The organism is Roseateles sp. GW835-FHT13E02 (assembly GCF_058794035.1).
Window position 1 is genome coordinate 24,653 of record NZ_JBXAGJ010000031.1, and the last position, 18,164, is coordinate 42,816.

14 protein-coding genes are annotated in these 18,164 nt (G+C 64.8%); 7 read left to right on the top strand and 7 right to left on the bottom strand.

Features of this window, described 5'->3' with window-relative positions; translation table 11 throughout:
- Positions 1-72 precede the first annotated feature (72 nt).
- The 4 genes from AC1Q6P_RS22395 to AC1Q6P_RS22410 form a co-directional block, all read right to left on the bottom strand.
- A complete protein-coding gene (locus AC1Q6P_RS22395) occupies positions 73-1,221 on the bottom strand; it encodes a reverse transcriptase family protein (protein WP_492666035.1) in 1,149 nt (382 codons plus the stop codon).
- 196 nt (positions 1,222-1,417) lie between these two features.
- Positions 1,418-2,674, bottom strand: a complete 1,257-nt coding sequence (locus tag AC1Q6P_RS22400) for a phosphoribosyltransferase-like protein (protein WP_492666034.1) — start codon at positions 2,672-2,674, stop codon at positions 1,418-1,420.
- A gap of 227 nt (positions 2,675-2,901) precedes the next feature.
- Positions 2,902-4,028, bottom strand: a protein-coding gene (locus AC1Q6P_RS22405; protein ID WP_492666033.1) for an IS3 family transposase whose coding sequence is annotated in 2 segments (ribosomal slippage) — positions 2,902-3,767 and positions 3,767-4,028 — 1,128 coding nt in all. Because the reading frame shifts where the segments join, the coding sequence is not laid out codon by codon here.
- Between the two features lie 591 nt (positions 4,029-4,619).
- Positions 4,620-5,189 (bottom strand): single-stranded DNA-binding protein, encoded by a 570-nt coding sequence (locus tag AC1Q6P_RS22410; RefSeq protein WP_102768702.1) that lies wholly within the window; start codon positions 5,187-5,189, stop codon positions 4,620-4,622.
- A 203-nt stretch (positions 5,190-5,392) separates the two neighbouring features.
- Here AC1Q6P_RS22410 and AC1Q6P_RS22415 point away from each other — a divergent pair, with 203 nt between their 5' ends.
- Genes AC1Q6P_RS22415 through AC1Q6P_RS22425 form a run of 3 tightly spaced genes read left to right on the top strand, consistent with a single transcriptional unit; the run spans position 5,393 to position 8,268 of the window.
- Entirely contained in the window at positions 5,393-6,574 is a 1,182-nt protein-coding gene (locus tag AC1Q6P_RS22415) for a sensor histidine kinase (RefSeq protein ID WP_492666032.1), read from the top strand.
- Positions 6,575-6,592: 18 nt separating this feature from the next.
- Complete coding sequence (locus AC1Q6P_RS22420) at positions 6,593-7,384, top strand: LytR/AlgR family response regulator transcription factor (RefSeq protein ID WP_492666031.1); 792 nt, start codon at positions 6,593-6,595, stop codon at positions 7,382-7,384.
- Entirely contained in the window at positions 7,381-8,268 is an 888-nt protein-coding gene (locus AC1Q6P_RS22425) for a head GIN domain-containing protein (RefSeq protein WP_492666030.1), read from the top strand. The genes AC1Q6P_RS22420 and AC1Q6P_RS22425 overlap by 4 nt, the downstream gene beginning before the upstream one ends.
- Here the strand turns inward: AC1Q6P_RS22425 and AC1Q6P_RS22430 are convergent.
- From AC1Q6P_RS22430 to AC1Q6P_RS22440, 3 genes are all read right to left on the bottom strand, one after another.
- On the bottom strand, positions 8,247-8,747 hold the full coding sequence (locus AC1Q6P_RS22430; RefSeq protein WP_492666029.1) for a cupin domain-containing protein: 501 nt from the start codon (positions 8,745-8,747) through the stop codon (positions 8,247-8,249). The two genes, AC1Q6P_RS22425 and AC1Q6P_RS22430, sit on opposite strands and share 22 nt — an antisense overlap.
- Before the next feature lie 115 nt (positions 8,748-8,862).
- Positions 8,863-9,549 carry a PEP-CTERM sorting domain-containing protein gene (locus tag AC1Q6P_RS22435; protein WP_492666028.1) on the bottom strand — a complete coding sequence of 229 codons (687 nt, stop codon included), beginning with the start codon at positions 9,547-9,549 and terminating at the stop codon, positions 8,863-8,865.
- Positions 9,550-9,631: 82 nt separating this feature from the next.
- A complete protein-coding gene (locus AC1Q6P_RS22440; protein ID WP_171828584.1) occupies positions 9,632-11,830 on the bottom strand; it encodes a PhoX family protein in 2,199 nt (732 codons plus the stop codon).
- Between the two features lie 170 nt (positions 11,831-12,000).
- On the opposite strand from AC1Q6P_RS22440, the gene recQ reads away from it, so the two are divergent.
- From recQ to AC1Q6P_RS22460, 4 genes are all read left to right on the top strand, one after another.
- The gene (recQ, locus tag AC1Q6P_RS22445) at positions 12,001-13,872 is read left to right on the top strand and encodes a DNA helicase RecQ (protein WP_171828583.1); all 1,872 of its coding nucleotides are present in this window, start codon (positions 12,001-12,003) and stop codon (positions 13,870-13,872) included.
- Between the two features lie 61 nt (positions 13,873-13,933).
- Positions 13,934-15,022 (top strand): ABC transporter substrate-binding protein, encoded by a 1,089-nt coding sequence (locus tag AC1Q6P_RS22450; protein WP_492666027.1) that lies wholly within the window; start codon positions 13,934-13,936, stop codon positions 15,020-15,022.
- Positions 15,023-15,096: 74 nt separating this feature from the next.
- Positions 15,097-17,193 carry a M13 family metallopeptidase gene (locus tag AC1Q6P_RS22455; protein ID WP_492666026.1) on the top strand — a complete coding sequence of 699 codons (2,097 nt, stop codon included), beginning with the start codon at positions 15,097-15,099 and terminating at the stop codon, positions 17,191-17,193.
- Positions 17,194-17,376: 183 nt separating this feature from the next.
- Complete coding sequence (locus tag AC1Q6P_RS22460) at positions 17,377-17,943, top strand: hypothetical protein (protein ID WP_492666025.1); 567 nt, start codon at positions 17,377-17,379, stop codon at positions 17,941-17,943.
- The last annotated feature ends 221 nt before the right edge of the window (positions 17,944-18,164 follow it).

Below are 18,164 nucleotides of genomic sequence, written 5' to 3' on the forward strand. Positions count from 1 at the left end.
ATTTTTGACCAGCCAGATGGGAGAGGTTGACATGTCAACCTTGTTTTCACGACCGCAATGCTCGTCTCCCCTTCAAGGCCAGACAACTTCCATAAAGCGCACGCGTTGCTTTGCAGCCCAGTCTGGTTCGATCTGCCCCGCGTAGGCCAAAAGTCCGCCTATATGGTGTCTCAGGCCAGTAACAGATGCGAATTTACGCGCACTCGCGTGCTTTACCGGGCCAACCTCAGGATGCACAAGATAGTGGATGTGCTGTCGTAGTAGGTCTTTGAAATGCCGGGTCAGCCTGGGCGTTTCCTCCTCCACGCTCAACCCGAGCACAATCTTGCACGCTGAGGGGGGAACGATGGCTGTTTTGGCTCTGTTGGGGCAAAGACCTTGGCGAGAAAGCTCTCGATAGACCAGTTGGATCAGCGCCTTTGCCATCTCGCGCCCGAAGTTCAGATCTGATGAGGAAAAGGTTAGGTCGTCGGCATAGCGGGTGTAGCTGAGATTTCGCTCCTCAGCGATCGTCGCCAGCCGTTCGTCAAGCTCGCGACAGACCAAGTTGGCCAGCATGGGGCTTGTGGGCGCGCCTTGCGGGAGGTGGCCTTGAGCGCCATGCGTGTACTGCTCAATGACGTAAGGCGTGGCCACGCCATAGCTTTCACCTTGCTCTTTCTCATGTCGTGCATCATCTGGGGCACGCGTGCACAACCTTGCCATTTCAAAGGCAATGAGCGGCTCGAAACCCAGACTTTCGAAAAGCCGGTACACGCTTGCCTCGGAGATGGACTCAAAGAAGCCCTGCACATCAATTTTGACTAGCCACTTAGCTCGGCAGTGCGGTTCTACAGCTTTGTAAAGGGTGTTGCCCTTAGAGAAGGCGACGCTGCCATTGTGAGTGGGCACATGAGCAAGGATGTTTTGCGTGATCCAACGCTGTGCCTTCATCAGGCCGGGCGAAGGTACACATATCGTCCGGTACTGCGGCATCAGGCTCTCTGCCACGCGCTTTCTTATCCGAAACTCGGTGTATGAGTCCGTTCGTCGTGCCACTGTTTGCCGCAGAAAACCATAGTCGACATCGCTCAGCGCTGCCAAATGCCTCAAAGTGAAGACTGGTTGGACATCTTGGTGGACCAGCGTGATGCGTCTGCCGACCCTCAACAGATGTGCCAGCAGTTCGGGTTTCACACCCGATGCCTGCTTGCGAAAAAGTTGAGGGTTCCAGCGTTGCATCTACCTTTGATACCCGAAGGGTAAGTCACGCCACGCTGTGAAGGCGAGGCACCGAGCCGCCCCTTTAGGGTCACAGCGCGGCGCGATTTGCCTCAAGCGGGGGCTCATGCGTGAGGCGACAGTAGTCTGTGCCCCCTCTTCGATGACAAAAGTCATCGTCCGACCAACGTCTTACGACGCCGGCATCACTAGACAGTCACACTGACACCCTCAGGGTAGAAGGATAGTACGACTTTGCACTGTCGCTGCTAGTCGGGGCGACGCGACGCTTTTTCTTTGCAGCGCGCAGGTGGGCTTGCCCGGTATCGGTCAGCCTGTACTCCTTGTCGATCCAGCCGTTGGTTGAAGCCTTGCGAACTATGGCTTCGACCTCGAGTAAGGTCAGGCCAGTGCGTCTAGCAACAACTTCGATTCGCCTTGGCCGGTGTGATAGTGCCGCCAGCACCAGGTAGGTCTCCATGGTGCCGTTGGGGGCTCGGCCCCAAACGTAGCCATCCGACAGGCGTTTGTGACGCATGTTTATGAGTTGTTGCTGGACTTGCTCTGTATCCAACTCTTCATTGAATTCGGATCGCGTATGAGCGGTGACTCGACGCGCGAACAATGGAGACCATCCATTGCTGCTCGCATGCAGGATGCGTGGGCAATTGTTGGGAGCTCCGTGTGCGAACGCGATGAGGGCCCCGGTACCCTGATAGCCGAGGGGGTCCGATCCGGTCGTTCTTGGGTTGTACTGGACGCAAACGCGCTTGATAGCGTTCGAGTCCTCCTCGTTGAATGCCTTGTCGATGGTCGGGCAATGGGCGACAAGTCTGACCTGAGGGTTCAGACGATGGCGCTGAACTCGCTCCAGTCCGGCTTCAGTTGCGGCATACGCAACCACTTCAAATGACAAGCCTTTGGTATGCCGACTTGACCACCAGCTTTTGACTGAGAAGACGCCCCAGGCGGCATCAAGGTAACGTTCGGCGCGCTGTCCACTGCCGATGAGGTCTGTTACCAAGATGAACTTTCTGACCGGGTTTTTGCGACACCTAATCTGGTCGGGACTTGGATGGCTTACAAAGCGTTGCGGCATTTCGCGGCACAGTTCGGACACGAGCTGCGCCACGATGCCCTCACTACCGACATCGCCAGGTTGTTTCTCATCTGGTTCTATAGGGCGAGGTCCAGGACCAGTTGCACGTCTTGGACGCTCTAGTGGCTGTGAAAACATGGGTGCGACCGGAGCGTTCTTTGGCGGCATCTCGCGCTCTACATACAGCCCTATTCGACCAGAAGTCGCGTGAGCGGCCTCAAGTAGTCGTATACGTAGCGAGTCGGCGAATCTGTTTCGATTTACCAGGCGCATTGCCTTCAGCATCGCGACCATAAGGCGCTGCGAGTCCGGGTCGAACTGACCTAGCCATGCCTGAGCGGGTGCGGATTCGATGAATCGTTTGTTGCCAGGCACTAAGCACTCCTTTTGTTCTGAATTGCGCAATCGCGGTGCACGACCGTCACCTGACCGGCCGCTGCCAGTTATGTGTAGATTTTTGCCTGCCGCATCGACGCGATTGCTGCCCGTCCTGGGCAAAGCTCCAACATCTGCCAACCGAAACAATCAATGACCGTTACCTCGCTGGCAAGTATTGTTCGGTGCCAATGATGGTCAAGGACTTGGACCCGTAAGCTTCCCTGTCAAGCAGGCAGTTGATTCCTAGAGTCCGCGGCGGTTGTGGTGATCAGTCGGGGCATGAACTGCTTGGGCGGCACGCCACCCAGCGAGTCATGCGGTCGGTATTCGTTGTACTGGGTCAACCAGTCGTCGGCGATGGCCTGTACTTGCTCGATGGAGTTGAACAGGTAAGCATCGAGCACCTCGGTTCGGAACGTCCGGTTGAAGCGCTCGATGTAGGCGTTCTGGTTGGGCTCACCGGGTTCGATGTAGTTCAAAGCAATGCCTTTGCGCTGCGCCCACTCGACGAAGTCGTGGCTGGTCATCTCCGGCCCGTTGTCCATGCGAATCGACAGCGGCGGGCCGTACCAGTCCACCAGGCGGTCCATGGTTCGAATCAGCATTGAGGCCGGCAACGACTGGGCCACCTGGATGGCCAGCGCCTCGCGATTGGCCTCGTCGATGACGTTGAGCGTTCGGAATCTGCGACCGTCATAGAGCACGTCGTGCATGAAGTCCAAGGCCCAGCCCTGGTTGACGAACGAGCCCGCTGCCAGTGGCACCTGCTCGCGCTTGGGGATGCGGCGCTTCGTGCGACGGGGAATGTTCAGCCCCAACTCGCAATACACCCGCCAGACCCGTTTGTGGTTCCACGCTCGGCCATCCAGGCGCAGCCGATCGAAGCACTTCCAAAAACCCCAGCGGCCATTGCGCTCGACCACGCAGTTGAGCGCGTCGATCACCTCGGCATCCCTCTCAAGTGGCAGCGCTGGAACCTTGTAATACGCCGCCCGCGACAAGCCTGCAACTCCGCAGGCTCGCGTGATCGGCAAGCGGTGCTCGGTCACCATGACCTCGACCACCTGCCGCTTCGCGGACGGCGTCAGAATTTTTTTGTCACCACGTCCTTGATCGCAGCATTCTCCAGCGCCAGGTCGGCATACATGCGCTTGAGTCGGGCGTTCTCCACTTCCAGCTCGCGCATGCGTGTCAGGTCCGACACCGTGGCACCCGCGTACTTGCTTTTCCAGGCGTAGTAGGTCGGTGCGCTGATGCCGTGCTTGCGGCTCACCTCGGCCACCGGCACGCCGGCTTCGCCCTCCTTGAGGATCGCCACGATCTGGCTCTCTGTGAACTTGCTCTCTCTCATCGGCCTCTTCCTTTTGGCTTGGGCCGCATTCTCTGATTTCAGCTGTCTACTTGGTGGGGGAGCTTACGCTTTCACCCCGCGAAAGTTCCTGATGGCAATTTTTCTGATTTTCACCGCTCTGAGTCCTCCAGAACTGCGTTTATGTAAGTGGGCGACATTGTGATTGTTCTGGTGCACTCGCCCAAGTGCGGCTGAGAGGTGTCCTGTCGCCGTCGGTCTCGCATCATAGATACGCCTCACCACGATGCCACCCAAGAAAGGTACGAAGGTAGGCTCAGAGGAGGAGTGCGTCGTTCGGTCGATTCGGCTTGCGAGTTCATCTGCCACTCCCGACACAGCTAGTCGGTTGTCAACGGACGCACGATCGTCAGGTTCCTTCCTCTAGCAGGTGTACATCCAGGTCTGAGGGGTACCTTAGTCAGATTGCAAGCATCTGTATTGGTGCAGCGCATGGAGGATTGTTTACAAGTCTTGAAAAGTAGCTTGTAGCCTGCAGAACACCCCAAGCACCTAGAACCACGTCAAGAAGAAAAAAGCCCCAAGTGACAAGCACTTAGGGCCTCTTGTTTACCATCTAGGCAAAGGTAAATCCTAGAACGGGATGTCGTCATCCATATCGTCAAAGCCGGTCGCCGGGCGCGGAGCCGGGGCGGGCGCCGGGCGGGCGGCTGCCGGAGGGCGTGCAGGCGGGCGGGCCGGAGCGCGCGGGGCCGGGGCGTCGCCGTAGTCGTCGCCACCGCCGTAGCCGCCAGCACCGCCGCCACCACCACGGGCTTCGCGGGCGCCGTAGCCACCACCACCGCCACCACCACCTTCATCACCGGAATCGCGGCCGCCGAGCAGCTGCATTTCATTGGCGATGATTTCGGTGGTGTAGACGTCCTTGCCTTCCTTGTCGGTCCACTTGCGGGTGCGCAGGCGGCCTTCGACGTAGAGCGGGCGGCCCTTCTTGCAGTACTGGCCGACGATCTCAGCCAGCTTGTCGTTGAACACCACACGGTGCCATTCGGTTTCTTCCTGCTTTTCGCCGGTCTCGCGGTTCTTCCAATTGCGCGTGGTGGCCAGGCTGATGGTGCAGAAGGCGACGCCGCTGGGGTTGTAGCGCAACTCGGGGTCGCGCCCCAGGTTGCCGATGAGAATGACTTTATTGACCGAGGCCATAGGCGCTGCTCCGCAAGCTGCTGATATCCAAACCCCCGGATTATGCCGCCCCGGCCGCGGCGCCCGGGCCGGGCATGCCCCAGGAAGCCCCGGCCGGCCGCCCCCGTTCCGGCCGGCCCGGGGGCGCCGCAGTTGGCGCCCCGCTTCTTGCACTTAGTCAGGCCGGGCGGCGGGCCGACACAAGCCATGCCTAAGATGACGCCATGGATCGCGCCACCTCCTCGCCCCAGAATCCGAGCCAGAGCTGGAACACCGGCAGCCGCCGGCGTTTCTGGCTGGCCTACGGCGGCGCCTGCCTCCTGACCTGGCTGCTTTACGTGGTGGCCGGGCTCGATTACCAGCGCGGCCAGCAGGGCGTGTGGCAGCTCTGGTCGGCGATTTACGAAGCGACGCTGACGCTGTGGGCGCCCATGCTGATGGGGGTGCTGGTCTATCCCTGGGCGCAGTGGCTGCAGGAGCGCGAGTTCGGCCTGCTCAGCCTGGCCGGCCTGCACGGTGCGGCGGCGCTGCTGTTCAGCGGCGGCTGGATGGCCAGCGATTTTGTGCTCGCCAGCCTGCTCTTCGGCCCCGAGCATGCCGAGGCCACGCTGATGCAGACGGCGCTCTGGCGCGCCATCACCGGCGTGTTTGTCTACGTGCCGGTGGCCACCGGCTTCACCGCGGTGCTGAACGCACGCCGGGCGCGCCGCAATGCCGTGGCCGCCGCCCAGGCCGAGAGCGCCCTGGCCCGCGCCGAGCTGGCCGCCATCAGCGGCAAGCTGAACCCGCATTTCCTCTTCAACACCCTCAACTCCCTGATCGCCCTGACCCGCAAGGATGCCAAAGCGGCCGAGCAAGGCCTGCTGCGCTTTTCCGACATGCTGCGCTATGTGCTAGACAGCAAACGCGCCGTCAGCGACCGGGTGACGCTGGAAGAAGAGCTGGGCTTTGTGCGCGACTATCTGGCCCTGGAGTCGCTGCGCCTGGGCCAGCGCCTGAGCGTGGAATGGGCGCTGGACCCGGACACGCTGCAGGACGAGATCCCGCCCCTGACCCTGCAACCGCTGGTGGAGAACTCCATCATCCACGGCATCTCGCCCAGCGTGAAGGGTGGCTGCATCAGCATCAGCTCGCGCCGCGATGCGCTGACGCAAGCCCTGGCGCTGACCGTCAAAGACGACGGTGCCGGCTGCGAACCGGCGCGGCTGAACCAACCCGAGGCGGGCGACAAGTCCGACGCCAACGGCCTTGCCCCCAGCGGCCACCGCAGCGGTGGCATCGGCCTGGGCGCCCTGCGCCGCCGCTTCGCGCTCGATTTCAACGGCCGCGCCCGCATGCACATCCACACCGCCCCGGGTGCGGGATTTCGCGTCGACCTGTGGATTCCCCAGGCCCCGCTTGCTTGACCCTTTTGCTTGACCCTCATGAACGCCACTGCCATGCCCCGCATCCGCACCCTGATTGCCGAAGACGAGCCCCTGGCCAGCGAGGCCCTGGCCGACTGGGTGGCCCAGCTGCCGCAGCTGGAGCTGGTGGCCAGCTGCGCCGACGGCCTGAGCGCGCTGGAGCAGATCCGCAGCCTGCGCCCCGAGCTGGTTTTCATGGACATCAATATGCCGGGCCTGACCGGGCTGCAGGTGCTGCGCGCCCTGGCCGAGGATGGGGCCAAGGGCGAGGGCGCCGTGCCGCGGGTGATCTTCACCACCGCCTACAACGAGCACGCCATCACCGCCTTCGAGCTGCATGCGGCCGATTACCTGCTCAAGCCCTTCTCGCAAGAGCGCTTCAATGAGGCAGTGCAACACGCCCTGCAGCGCAGCGGCAGCGAGGGCAGCGCCCAGCCCAGCAGCACCCAGGCGCTGGAAGCGGCGGCCAAGCCCGACACCTCGCCCATGACCCGGCTGCTGGTGCGCGACCAGGGCAAGATCTTTCCCATCCAGGTGGACACGGTCGAGTACCTGCGCTCGGATATCAAGTACACGGCCGTGGCCAGCGGCGGCCGCCAGTACCTGGTCAACCTGCCCATCACCGCCTTCGAGCAGCGCCTGGACCCCGGCCGCTTCATCAAGCTGCAGCGCAGCTGCATCGTCAACCTCGATTTCGTGGTGTCGATGACACCCGACGAGAACTCGCAACTGATCGTGCAGATGCAGGACGGCACCCGCTTCACCGCCAACCGTGATGTGTCCAAGAAACTGAGGGAGCAATCGATATGAGCTGGAAGCTGCTGAGTTCAGGCCTGCTGGCCTGTTTGATGAGCGAGCTGGTGATGGCCCAGCCCGGTGCGGCGCCGGTGGCCCCCGTCAGCCCTGCGGCGCCCGCAGCGCCCGCCCCCAATGCAGCCCCCGCAGCAGCGGCCGCGCCGGCGGCCGAGGGCAAGCTCTACATCTCACGCCCCTTCGAGCGGCTGGAACTGTCGGGCACAGCCAATGTGCGCCTGATCCAGGGCGAGCGCGACCAGGTCTTCGTGGCCGGCGACGCCGAGGCGCAGAAGCAGATCGAGCTCGACTACAGCGGCGACAGGCTGCAGATCCGCTCGGTCGACGGCTGGAAGATGTGGCGCAGCCAGCGCCCGCAGATCGACGTGACCCTGCGCCGACTCAACCACCTGATCCTGTCCGGCGCCGGTGATCTGCACGCGCCCGGCGCCTTCCGCTGCGCCCAGCTGACCATCACCATCTCGGGCGCCGGCAGCGCGCGCTTCGACGAACTCACAGCCGACAAGCTGAACTTCGGCATCTCGGGCGCCGGCACCGGCCGCATCAGCGGCCAGGCCCATGAGCTGACCCTGCGCGTCTCCGGCAAGGGCCGGCTGCAGGCCGAGAACCTGCAAGTGGCCCGCGCCGGCATCAGCATCAGCGGCATCGGCGACGCCGAGGTCTGGGCCACCGAGCAGCTGGCGGTGTCGGTCTCCGGTTTCGGCCAGGTCGATTTCTGGGGCCGGCCCGAGGTGCAGCGCCAATCGTCGGGCATCTCGCGCATCAACGCCCGCGGCGACAAGCCAGCGCTGACCAACGCCAAAGCGGCGGCCAGCAGCAATGGCGGCGGCAACAACGAGGGTCGCGCGCCGCTCGATCTTCAGGGCTCGCCGTCCCAGTAATCGAGGCCATTGTCTCGGCGCTGGATGAAGGCCGGGCCTTTCGAGAACACCGCGAGCTTGCCTGAATCGGGGTACTCGCAGACCTCGGGCCGCTCCTGGGTGCTGATGCTCAGGTACTTGAGCTCGGCCTCCGAGGTGTTGAGGATGTGGTGCGGGTATTCAGGCCCACAGGGGATGAAGATCACATCGCCGGCCTGGATGGGCAGCCGCTCACCGGCCACCCGCAGCGTGCCCTGGCCCTCGAGGATGATGAACATCTCCTCTTGCGTGTGATGGAAGTGGTAAGGGCAGCTCTGCTGCCCCGGCGCCACCGTGTCGATGCCGCAACCGAGCTTGCGCGCCAGCGTGCCGTCCGAGACGGCACCGACCAGGCTGTCGTACAGCGGCGGGCGCGTGTAGCGCTCGCGCGGCACCTGGTTGAAATTGCGGATCAGCTTGTGCCGCAAATCTGCGGCCTTGTCGTGCGAGTCCTCAGCCATCGGGCGCCTTCCTTGCAGATGCGGGGTGAGCCATCTTGACGGAAAACCCTGCGCGCTCCAATGACCGCAAGGGGCCAACAGCCCCTTGCGAATCCAAGCGAAGCGAAAGCGCCGCTCAGGCCTGTGGGCGGCGACGCTGAGCCCAGGCCAGCAGCAGACCCAGGCCGCCGAGCAAGAGCGCCGCGCTTTGCGGCTCCGGCACCGGGGTGGCGAAGCTGAGCTCGTCGAGGCTGACGTTGCTGCCGGCGACGCTGAAGCCGTAGATGTCAGCCTGAGCTCGCACAAAGCCCAGGAACTTGCCTTCGTTGTAGCTGTCGAAGGCGGTCTGGATGCTGTAGCTGAAGGACTCGAGCACGGCACCGTTCTGACCGTAGGCGGTCAGCAGCAGGCTCGGGGCTTCGCCTTCGAGGCGGAACTGATTCAGATAGGCACCGACGCTCTGCACGGCTTCGCCGAAGCTGAAGTGCAGCGGGCCGCTGCTGCTGGCCAGGAAGTTGCCGCTGCCGGTGGGCGTGGGCGTCAGGCCATCCAGCGGGTTGCCGCGGGCGCCCCACAGGCCGTTCTCGCCCAGATCGCGCGCGTTGGCGCCAATTTCCGTGCCCTCGCCCGGGTTCAGCACCACGCGGCGGCCGGTTTCGGCCAGGCCCAGCTCCACGGGGTCGCGGGTGATCAGGCCGTCAAAGCCGTTGAAGCTCACGCGCAGGGCCGAGCCGAAAGCCGCATCGGAATCGACCGCATCGGCATGGGCGCCGCCGGCCAGAAAGCAGGCCGCCAGGGCCAGGGTCTTGAGACAGGTTTTCATGAAATGACTTGCTCCATGGGAGAGATGAGATGCACGGCTGGGCAACAAGGCCGGCCGCCACCAGGCGACCGGCGCTGGCGCCTCAGCTGCCGATGACGCCGCCGTCGTCCTTGGTGATGACCACCACGGCGGAACGCGGGCGGCCGAAGGGCAGGGAGGTCACACCGTCAGACTCCACGCCCCATTGGTTGGCCGGCCAGCGCGACTTCAACTCGGGATTGCTCGGCGTGGCGTCTTCGCCAGGGTGCTGAACACCGACCCACATGGTCTTGCCATCCGGGCTCATGGCGATGCCTGTCACTTCGCAGCCATTGGGGCCGGTCAGGAAACGGCGAGCCATGCCGGTGTTGGGGTCAGCGCAGACCATGCAGTTGGCACCGATGTTCTTCCAGTCGCCCGAGGCATCGCCGATCTGGTCGGTCTGCACCCAGAGGCGGCCGAACGGGTCGAACCACAAACCGTCCGGCGCGCCGAAATCGGCGCTTCCGTAGGGATCGGCCACGATATTGCCCTTGTAGTTGTTGGTGGCCTTGGCCGGCTTGGTGGTCTTGGTGTCACCGGCTTGCAGGAACAAGCTCCAGGCGAAGGTGGTGGCCTTGACCGTGTCGCCGGTCTCTTGCCAGCGAATGATGTGGCCGTAGATGTTGTCTTCGCGCGGATTGGCGGCGTCGACGGCGGGGCGGGCCGAGCCGGCGGCTGTCGTGCCATCGGCCTTGTTCGACGAAGGCGTGGCGCTGCTGCCGCGACGGTTGTTGTTGGTCAGCGTGCAGTAGATCTCGATCTTGTTGAAGCCGCCGATGCGCGGACGGGCGCCGGTCCATTCCGGGCGGTCCATCATCGTGGCGCCAACAGCGTCGGCGGCCATGCGAGTCTTGATCAGGATCTTGGCCAGCACCTCGGCATCATTGGCACCGGCGAAGTTCGGGTTGTCGCGCAGGGCCACGCCGTCCACACCCACGGTGCCCGGCAGCAGGGGCAACCATTGGCCGCTCAGATCGGCGTCGAACTTGGCGACGTAGAGCACGCCGTCATCGAGCAGATTGCGGTTGGCCACGCGATCGGCCGGGTTGAACTTGCCGGCGCTGACGAATTTGTAGATGTACTCGTTGCGCTCGTCGTCACCCATGTAGACGGCCAGATGGCCTTGCGCATCGACCACATACTGGGCGCTTTCGTGCTTGAAACGACCCAGGGCCGTGCGCTTGACCGGCACGCTCTTCGGATCGTAGGGATCCACTTCCACCACCCAGCCAAACAGATTGGCTTCGTTGGGGTTGACGTTCAGATCAAAACGCGGATCCTGGGTGTGCCACTTGTAGTTGAAGCCGTCCTTGGTCAGACCGTATCGGTTGAACATCTTGCCGACTTCGCCGGCGGTGGGCGCAGGCACCGCGGTGTTGGAACCGAAGTTGCCGTTGAAGTTCTCTTCACAGGTCAGGTAGGTGCCCCAGGGCGTCACGCCGTTGGCGCAGTTGTTGATGGTGCCGTAGGCGGTGAACCCATCCGTCTGACGACCGGTGGCTTGGCTGCCGGTGTCGCTGATCAGGTACTCGTTGGCCTTCATCAGGGCATGGCCGGCGGCCGGGCCCGAGATGCGGGTCTTGGTGTTGGCGGTCAGGCGGCGGCCGTAGACGGAGTTCTTGACCACCATCCACTTGCCGTTGCGGCGGCGGGCTTCCAGGATGGACACCCCATGGGCGGCCTGCGACTTGCGCACCGCGGCCAGGTTGGCGCCAGCAATGCCGGCGGGGGTCAGGATCTCTTCAGGCGTGTACTCGTTGTTGATGGCCAGGATGCCGCGGTCCACGCTGGGCCGGCCGTCCGTGCCCACAAAGGGGAAGAAGGCCATGCCGTCGTTGTGGGCACCGAACTGCTTGGCCTGCTCGGCGGCGGTGTTGCTGGCGTCCGAGGCAAAAGGCACGCCGCCGGGCATGATGGGGTCGCCCCAGGCGACGAACAGCTCGGCGGTATAGCCCGCGGGCACGGTGATGCGGTCGGCCACAGCCGATGCAGCCGGTGCGCTGGTCACCGACACGCTGGCCGGCACGCTTTCGAAACCGATGCCAGGGAAGCCCAGGCCCGCGGGCACGGGACCGGCCTGGACGGTGTTGACCAGACCCGAGAGGGTCAGGCCGCCTGCGGCCTGCAAGGCGGCCACGCCGACACTGCCTTTGACGAAGTTGCGGCGCTTGCTGTCGACGCGATCGATCACATCGTAGATGGACGCATTGCCGGACGGGTTGATCGTCTCGTCATTGCGGGGGTGTTTGATGCCCTTCATGGCTGGCTCCTGCTGCGTTCTGTGGGGTGAGCTTGAAAAGGATGGCTCACGGGGGTGATGGCCGGTTCCAACCGGCGCAGCGCGGAATGTGCAGAACTCAAACGACAGGGCCATGACGGCACAAGGCCTAACGGATCATGGGGAGCCGGGGGCGTACCATTGCGGCCTCAATGAAATCAGCCGACCTTTCCTCCGACGCCCGCCCGCAGCAGATCCTGCATGAAGTCTTCGGCTACAGCGCCTTCCGTGGCGCGCAGGCCGACATCGTGGACCATGTGGTGGCTGGCGGCGACGCCCTGGTGCTGATGCCCACCGGCGGCGGCAAAAGCCTCTGCTACCAGATCCCCGCCATCGCCCGGCACCGCAGCCAGCAAGGCGTGACCGTGGTGGTCAGCCCCCTGATCGCCCTGATGCACGACCAGGTCGGCGCGCTGGAAGAAGCCGGCGTGCACGCCGCCTTTTTGAACAGCAGCCTGAGCGGCGAGCAGGCCGCCCATGTCGAGCGCGAGATGATGAGCGGCCGCCTGGTCATGCTCTACGCTGCGCCCGAGCGCATCACCAACCCGCGCTTCCTGGCCCAGCTCGATTCGCTGCAGGAGCGCGGCCTGCTGAGCCTGTTCGCCATCGATGAGGCGCATTGCGTCAGCCAGTGGGGCCATGACTTCCGCAGCGAGTACCTGGCGCTCAGCCTGCTGCACGAGCGCTACCCCGAGGTGCCGCGCATCGCGCTGACCGCGACCGCTGACGACCTGACCCGCGCCGACATCATCGAGCGCCTGCGCCTGGAAGAGGCGCGCATCTTCATCAGCAGCTTCGACCGGCCCAACATCCGCTACACCATCGTCGAGAAGGACAGCAAGCCGCGCGATCAGCTGCTGCGCTTCATCCAGGATGAGCACGGCGAAGACGCCGGCGTTGTCTACTGCCAGAGCCGCAAGAAGGTGGACGAGACGGCCGACTGGCTGGTCAGCGCCGGCATCAAGGCCCTGCCCTACCACGCCGGCCTGGACGCCGCCGTGCGCCAGCGCCACCAGGACCGCTTTCTGCGCGAAGACAGCATCGTCATGGTGGCCACCATCGCATTCGGCATGGGCATCGACAAGCCCGATGTGCGCTTCGTCGCCCACCTGGACCTGCCCAAGAACATCGAGAGCTACTACCAGGAGACCGGCCGCGCCGGCCGCGACGGCGCGCCGGCCGACGCCTGGATGACCTACGGCCTGGCCGATGTGGTGAACCAGCGCCGCATGATCGACGAGAGCCCGGCCGGCGAAGAGTTCAAGAAAGGCCAGCGCGGCAAGCTCGACGCCTTGCTGGCCCTGGCGGAAGCGACCGACTGCCGGCGCGTGCGCCTGCTGGCCTATTTTGGTGAGATGAGCAGCGCTTGTGGGAATTGCGACAACTGCCTGGTGCCGCCCGCCACCTGGGACGGCACCGATGCCGCCCGCAAGCTGCTCAGCTGCATCTACCGCTTTCACCAGAACGGCGGCCAGCGCTTTGGTGCCGGCCACCTGATCGATGTGCTGCGCGGCAAGGTCACCGACAAGGTCACGCAGTACGGCCACCAAAGCCTGTCCACCTGGGGCATTGGCGCTGACCTGCCGGAAACCCAGTGGCGCGCCGTGCTGCGCCAGCTGATCGCCCTGGGCCATGTCTTCACCGAAGGCGAGTACATGACCCTGGCCCTGGCCGACAGCGCCCGCGCCGTGCTCAAGGGCGAGGTGCAGCTGCTGCTGCGCGTGCCCAGCGTGGCGCCCAAGCGCGGCAAGCTCAGCCGCAGCGGCGGAACTGGCAAGGGCAAGAGCACGGCTCCAATCGAGCTGGACGAGGACGCGCTGGAACGCTTCGAGCAGCTCAAGAGCTGGCGTGCCGAGGTGGCCAAGGAACATGGCCTGCCGGCCTATGTGATCTTCCAGAACGTCACCCTGGCCGAGATGGCGCGCCAGAACCCGCAAAGTCTGGACGAGCTGGCCGGCATCAGCGGCGTGGGCGCCAAGAAGCTGGAAGCCTACGGAGAGGAAATCCTGCGCGTTCTGGGCTGAGACCCGCGCGATCACGCAGGCATCGAAGCCGTGCCAGTGCGCAAGCTGTAACAATCCGCGCATGAAGCGCCGCCACCTGCTGCTGGGTACCCTGGGCCTGCCGACCGGACGGGTGCTGGCGCAGCCGATGGCGCCTCCGGTCGCTGAAGCTTTGTTCAATCCGCCGCCCGCCTTGGTGGCAGCCGCCCGCGCCGAGGGCCGGCTGCACACCCTCGGCATGCCGGACCACTGGGCCAACTGGGGCGGCATCTGGGCCGATCTGAAACGGCTCTACGGCATCGAGCACAGCGACGAGAACATGAACAGCGCCGACGAGATCGAGCGCATGGCCAGCGAGGGCAGCCGCGCCACGGCCGACCTGGGCGATGTCGGCTTCGAATACGGCGCGGTGGCCCGTGGGCGTGGCATCAGCCGGCCGCACAAGCCCATGGTCTGGTCGCAACTGCCCGCCTGGGCGCGTGACGAGGACGGCTTCTGGGCCCTGGCCTACACCGGCACGATAGCCTTTGCCGTCAACACCCGGCGCACCGGTGGCCGGGTGCCGGGCAGCTGGCGCGCCCTGTTCGAGGGACCGTACACCGTGCAGGTGGGCGGCGTCGGCAGCTCGGCCCAGGCCAGCGCCAATGTGCTGGCCGCCGCCATTGCCCTGGGCGGGGACGAAACCCGTTTGCAGCCAGCGCTGGAGGCCTTTGCCAAGCTGGAGCGGCAAGGCCGCCTGGTGCACAGCAATGCCATGGTGTCCGATCTGCAGCGTGGCAGTGCCGATGTCTACCTGCTCTGGGATTTCGTCGCCCTGGGCCACCGCAGCCGCGTGCGCCGCCCCAGCGAGTACGAGGTGCTGATCCCCAGCGACGGCTCGGTGACCAGCGGCTACACCACCCTCATCAACCGCCACGCCCCGCACCCGAATGCCGCTCTCCTGGCGCGCGAGTACATCTTCAGCGACCCCGGCCAGCTGCAGCTGGCGCGCGGCTATGCGCGGCCCATCCGCCTGGAGCATCTGGAACTGCCGGCCGATGTGCGGCAGCGCCTGCTCGACCCGGCCCAGTACCGCCCGGCCCGCGCGCTGCGGCCTTTTGTCTGGGCCTGGGAGCTGAAAAAGCTGCGCCAGACCTGGCAGGACGAAGTGCTCAAGAAGCGCAGCCGCTGACGCTCACGAGCTTGGCGGAGAATCCCAGGCTTCGACCCCCCGCGGTCGCCAAGGATGCCTCCCCCATGCCCCCCATGTCCACGCCCCTGAAAGCCCTGCTCAGCGCCCTGAGCCTGGGCACGCTGAGCCTGCTGGCCCAAGCCCAGCAAGCGCCGGCCGACACCGTTGCCGCTGCCGCCGAGCAGCCCCTGAGCCAGTTGCCCTACACACCCAGCCTGGACCTCACGGCCATGGACCGCAGCGTCGACCCCTGCGAAGACTTCTACCAGTACGTCTGCGGCGGCTGGATGGAAAAGAACCCGGTGCCGGCCGACCAGTCGCGCTGGTCGGTCTACGCCAAGATGGCCGATGAAAACCAGCGTTATCTCTGGGGCATCCTGGAGCGGCTGAAAACCAGCCCGGCCGCCGAGCTGAACGCCAGCCAGGCCAAGATGGCCGACTACTACGCCGCCTGCATGGACGAAGGTGCGGCCGAGCGCCTGGGCCTGCAGCCCTTGCAACCCTTGCTGAACCGTATCGCCGGCATGAGCAGCAAGCAGGAGCTGCCGGCCCTGCTGGCCGCCCTGCAGCTGGCCAGCAACAACGAGCGCCTGTTCTTCTATTTCTCGTCCAGCCAGGACCTGGCCGATTCCAGCCAGCTGATCGCCTTCGCCATGGCCGGCGGCATCAGCCTGCCAGACCGCGACTACTACCTCAAGAGCGATGCGAAGTCGCTCAAGATGCGGGAAGCATTCAGCGCTCACATTGCCCGCATGTTCGAGCTCAGCGGCAGCAGCCCGGCGCAAGCCCAGGCGGCCGCTGCGCGCGTGCTGGCCATGGAGACCACCCTGGCCCGCGCCACCCTGAGCCGGGTGGACAAGCGCGATCCCTACAAGACCTTCCACAAATTCGACGCCCGTGGCCTGCAAGCCCTGACCCCCGGCTTCGACTGGGCGGCCTACCAGCAAGCCCTGGGCGTGCCGGCGGACACGCGTGTCTTCAACGTCACCGAGCCGGCCTTCTTCAAGGCCCTGGCCGGCCTGCTCAAGAAGAGCAGCCTGGACGACATCAAGACCTACCTGCGCTGGCAGACCCTGAGCAGCCAAGCGCCGCATCTGAACCAGGCGCTGGTGCAGGCCAACTTCGACTTCTTCGGCCAGACGCTCAACGGCGTGCCGCAGCTCAAGGCGCGCTGGAAGCGTTGCGTCGAGCTGGTCGATGTGCAGATGGGCGAGGCCCTGGGCCAGGAGTTCGTGGCGCGCAACTTCAGCCCCGAGCTCAAGGCCAAGACCGTGCAGATGACCGAGCAGATCGAGCGCGCCATGGCCCAGCGTGTGCAGGCGCTCGAGTGGATGAGCCCGGCCACCAAGACCCGTGCGCTGGAGAAGCTGCACAGCATCGTCAACAAGGTTGGCTACCCCGATGTCTGGCGCGACTACAGCGCGCTGCAGGTCAAGCGTGATGACTTCCTGGGCAATGTGCAGCGCGGCCATGCGTTCGAGGCCAGGCGCCAGCTGGCCAAGATCGGCAAGCCGCTGGACCGCGGCGAATGGGGCATGACACCGCAGACGGTGAACGCGTACTACAACGCGCAGATGAACGACATCAACTTCCCCGCTGGCGTGCTGCAGCCACCGCTCTTCGACACCAAGCTTGACGACGCGCCCAGCTACGGCAACACCGGCGGCACCATCGGCCATGAGCTGATCCACGGCTTCGACGACGAAGGCCGCCAGTTCGATGCCAAGGGCAATCTCAAGGACTGGTGGGCCAAGAAGGACGGCCGCGCGTTTGAGAAGCGCGCCGCCTGCGTGGTGGAGCAATACGCGCAGTACACCATCGTCGATGACATCAAGATCAACAGCCGCCTGACCCTGGGCGAAGACCTGGCCGACCTGGGCGGCATGGTGCTGGCCCTGGCCGCCTGGCGCGAGCAGACCGCCACGCAGAAGCTCGCACCCATCGACGGCCTGACGCCCGAGCAGCGTTTCTTCATCGGCTTCGGCCAGTGGGACTGCAACACCGCACGCCCCGAAGCGCTGCGTGTGCAAGCCCTGACCAACCCGCATTCGCCCGGCCGCTACCGCATCAACGGTGTGGCCGTGAACATGCCGGAGTTTGCCCAGGCTTTCGCCTGCAAGCCGGGCCAGAAAATGGTCAAGGAAGAGAGCAAGCGCTGCAAGATCTGGTGATCGCCGCCGCGGCGGCCAAAACCCACAAGGGGCGCGTTTCGCGCCCCTTTTTATTTGCATCAACCCATCGAAGTGCCGATATGTGACACGTGTAACGCTTTGCAAGGGCCAAGAAACAGGGTCAACGAGCGCTCATCGGGCGTCGTTGTGCAGGTACCTTTCGCAACCCTTGGAGAAATCCTGATGAACACCAAGTCCAACGCTCTGAAGACCGCTCTGATCCCCGCGCTGCTGGCTCTGTCCTTGGGTAGCGCCATGGCCGCCGAAGCCACCAAGCCGGTCAGCGCCAACCCCACGGCCACGGCAGCCACCACCCCTGCACCGGCTGCCACCACAACGACTGCGGCGCCCCTGGCGACCGCCACCAAGGAGGCTAACGCAAAAACCGAGCAGCACAGCGCTGCTGCGAAGACGGAGCACAAGGGCGAGCACAAGAAGGCCCACGCCCACAAAACAGCCCCGGCCGCTGCGAAGACCAGCCAGGCTGCAGCTCCGGTGACCACGGCTGCTGCCCCGGCCACGCCGGCGGTGGCCGCCGCCCCCGCGGCCAAGCCGGCCACCACGGTTGCCGCCACGCCCGCCGCAACCACCGCCCCGGTGGCGGCCACGCCCAGCCCGGTGAACAAGACCGACGGCGCCGGCCCGGCCACACCCAAGAAGCCTGCCACCGAGGCGGCCGCTACTGCGGTGACCACGCCCAGCGCCACCCCGGCCGCAACCAAGACCGAAGCCACCCCGGCCAAGTCCTGATCCGCTGCACAGAACTCCAACCCAGGTTTCCCTGGCCCGGGCGGGCCGGGCTCCGGCCCGACTCCAACACCTGCCCGGCTTCTCAAGGCGCAAGCAGCTTCAAGCGGCTTGCGCCTCTTTTTTGGTTGGCGCGAGCGGCGGCTCGCGGCACGAAGCAGCCTTTGGTTTTGCTCGTGAGGCCCTGCAGCCCGTGCCGCCACCGGGCTCATGGTTCCGGGGTC

Bases quoted from the DNA above. Each gene is read 5' to 3' on its own strand.
- AC1Q6P_RS22395 (WP_492666035.1), bottom strand. From the start codon at position 1,221: ATGCAACGCTGGAACCCTCAACTTTTTCGCAAGCAGGCATCGGGTGTG.
- AC1Q6P_RS22410 (WP_102768702.1), bottom strand. From the start codon at position 5,189: ATGGCCTCGGTCAATAAAGTCATTCTCATCGGCAACCTGGGGCGCGAC.
- AC1Q6P_RS22415 (WP_492666032.1), top strand. From the start codon at position 5,393: ATGGATCGCGCCACCTCCTCGCCCCAGAATCCGAGCCAGAGCTGGAAC.
- AC1Q6P_RS22420 (WP_492666031.1), top strand. From the start codon at position 6,593: ATGAACGCCACTGCCATGCCCCGCATCCGCACCCTGATTGCCGAAGAC.
- AC1Q6P_RS22425 (WP_492666030.1), top strand. From the start codon at position 7,381: ATGAGCTGGAAGCTGCTGAGTTCAGGCCTGCTGGCCTGTTTGATGAGC.
- AC1Q6P_RS22430 (WP_492666029.1), bottom strand. From the start codon at position 8,747: ATGGCTGAGGACTCGCACGACAAGGCCGCAGATTTGCGGCACAAGCTG.
- AC1Q6P_RS22435 (WP_492666028.1), bottom strand. From the start codon at position 9,549: ATGAAAACCTGTCTCAAGACCCTGGCCCTGGCGGCCTGCTTTCTGGCC.
- AC1Q6P_RS22440 (WP_171828584.1), bottom strand. From the start codon at position 11,830: ATGAAGGGCATCAAACACCCCCGCAATGACGAGACGATCAACCCGTCC.
- recQ (WP_171828583.1), top strand. From the start codon at position 12,001: ATGAAATCAGCCGACCTTTCCTCCGACGCCCGCCCGCAGCAGATCCTG.
- AC1Q6P_RS22450 (WP_492666027.1), top strand. From the start codon at position 13,934: ATGAAGCGCCGCCACCTGCTGCTGGGTACCCTGGGCCTGCCGACCGGA.
- AC1Q6P_RS22455 (WP_492666026.1), top strand. From the start codon at position 15,097: ATGTCCACGCCCCTGAAAGCCCTGCTCAGCGCCCTGAGCCTGGGCACG.
- AC1Q6P_RS22460 (WP_492666025.1), top strand. From the start codon at position 17,377: ATGAACACCAAGTCCAACGCTCTGAAGACCGCTCTGATCCCCGCGCTG.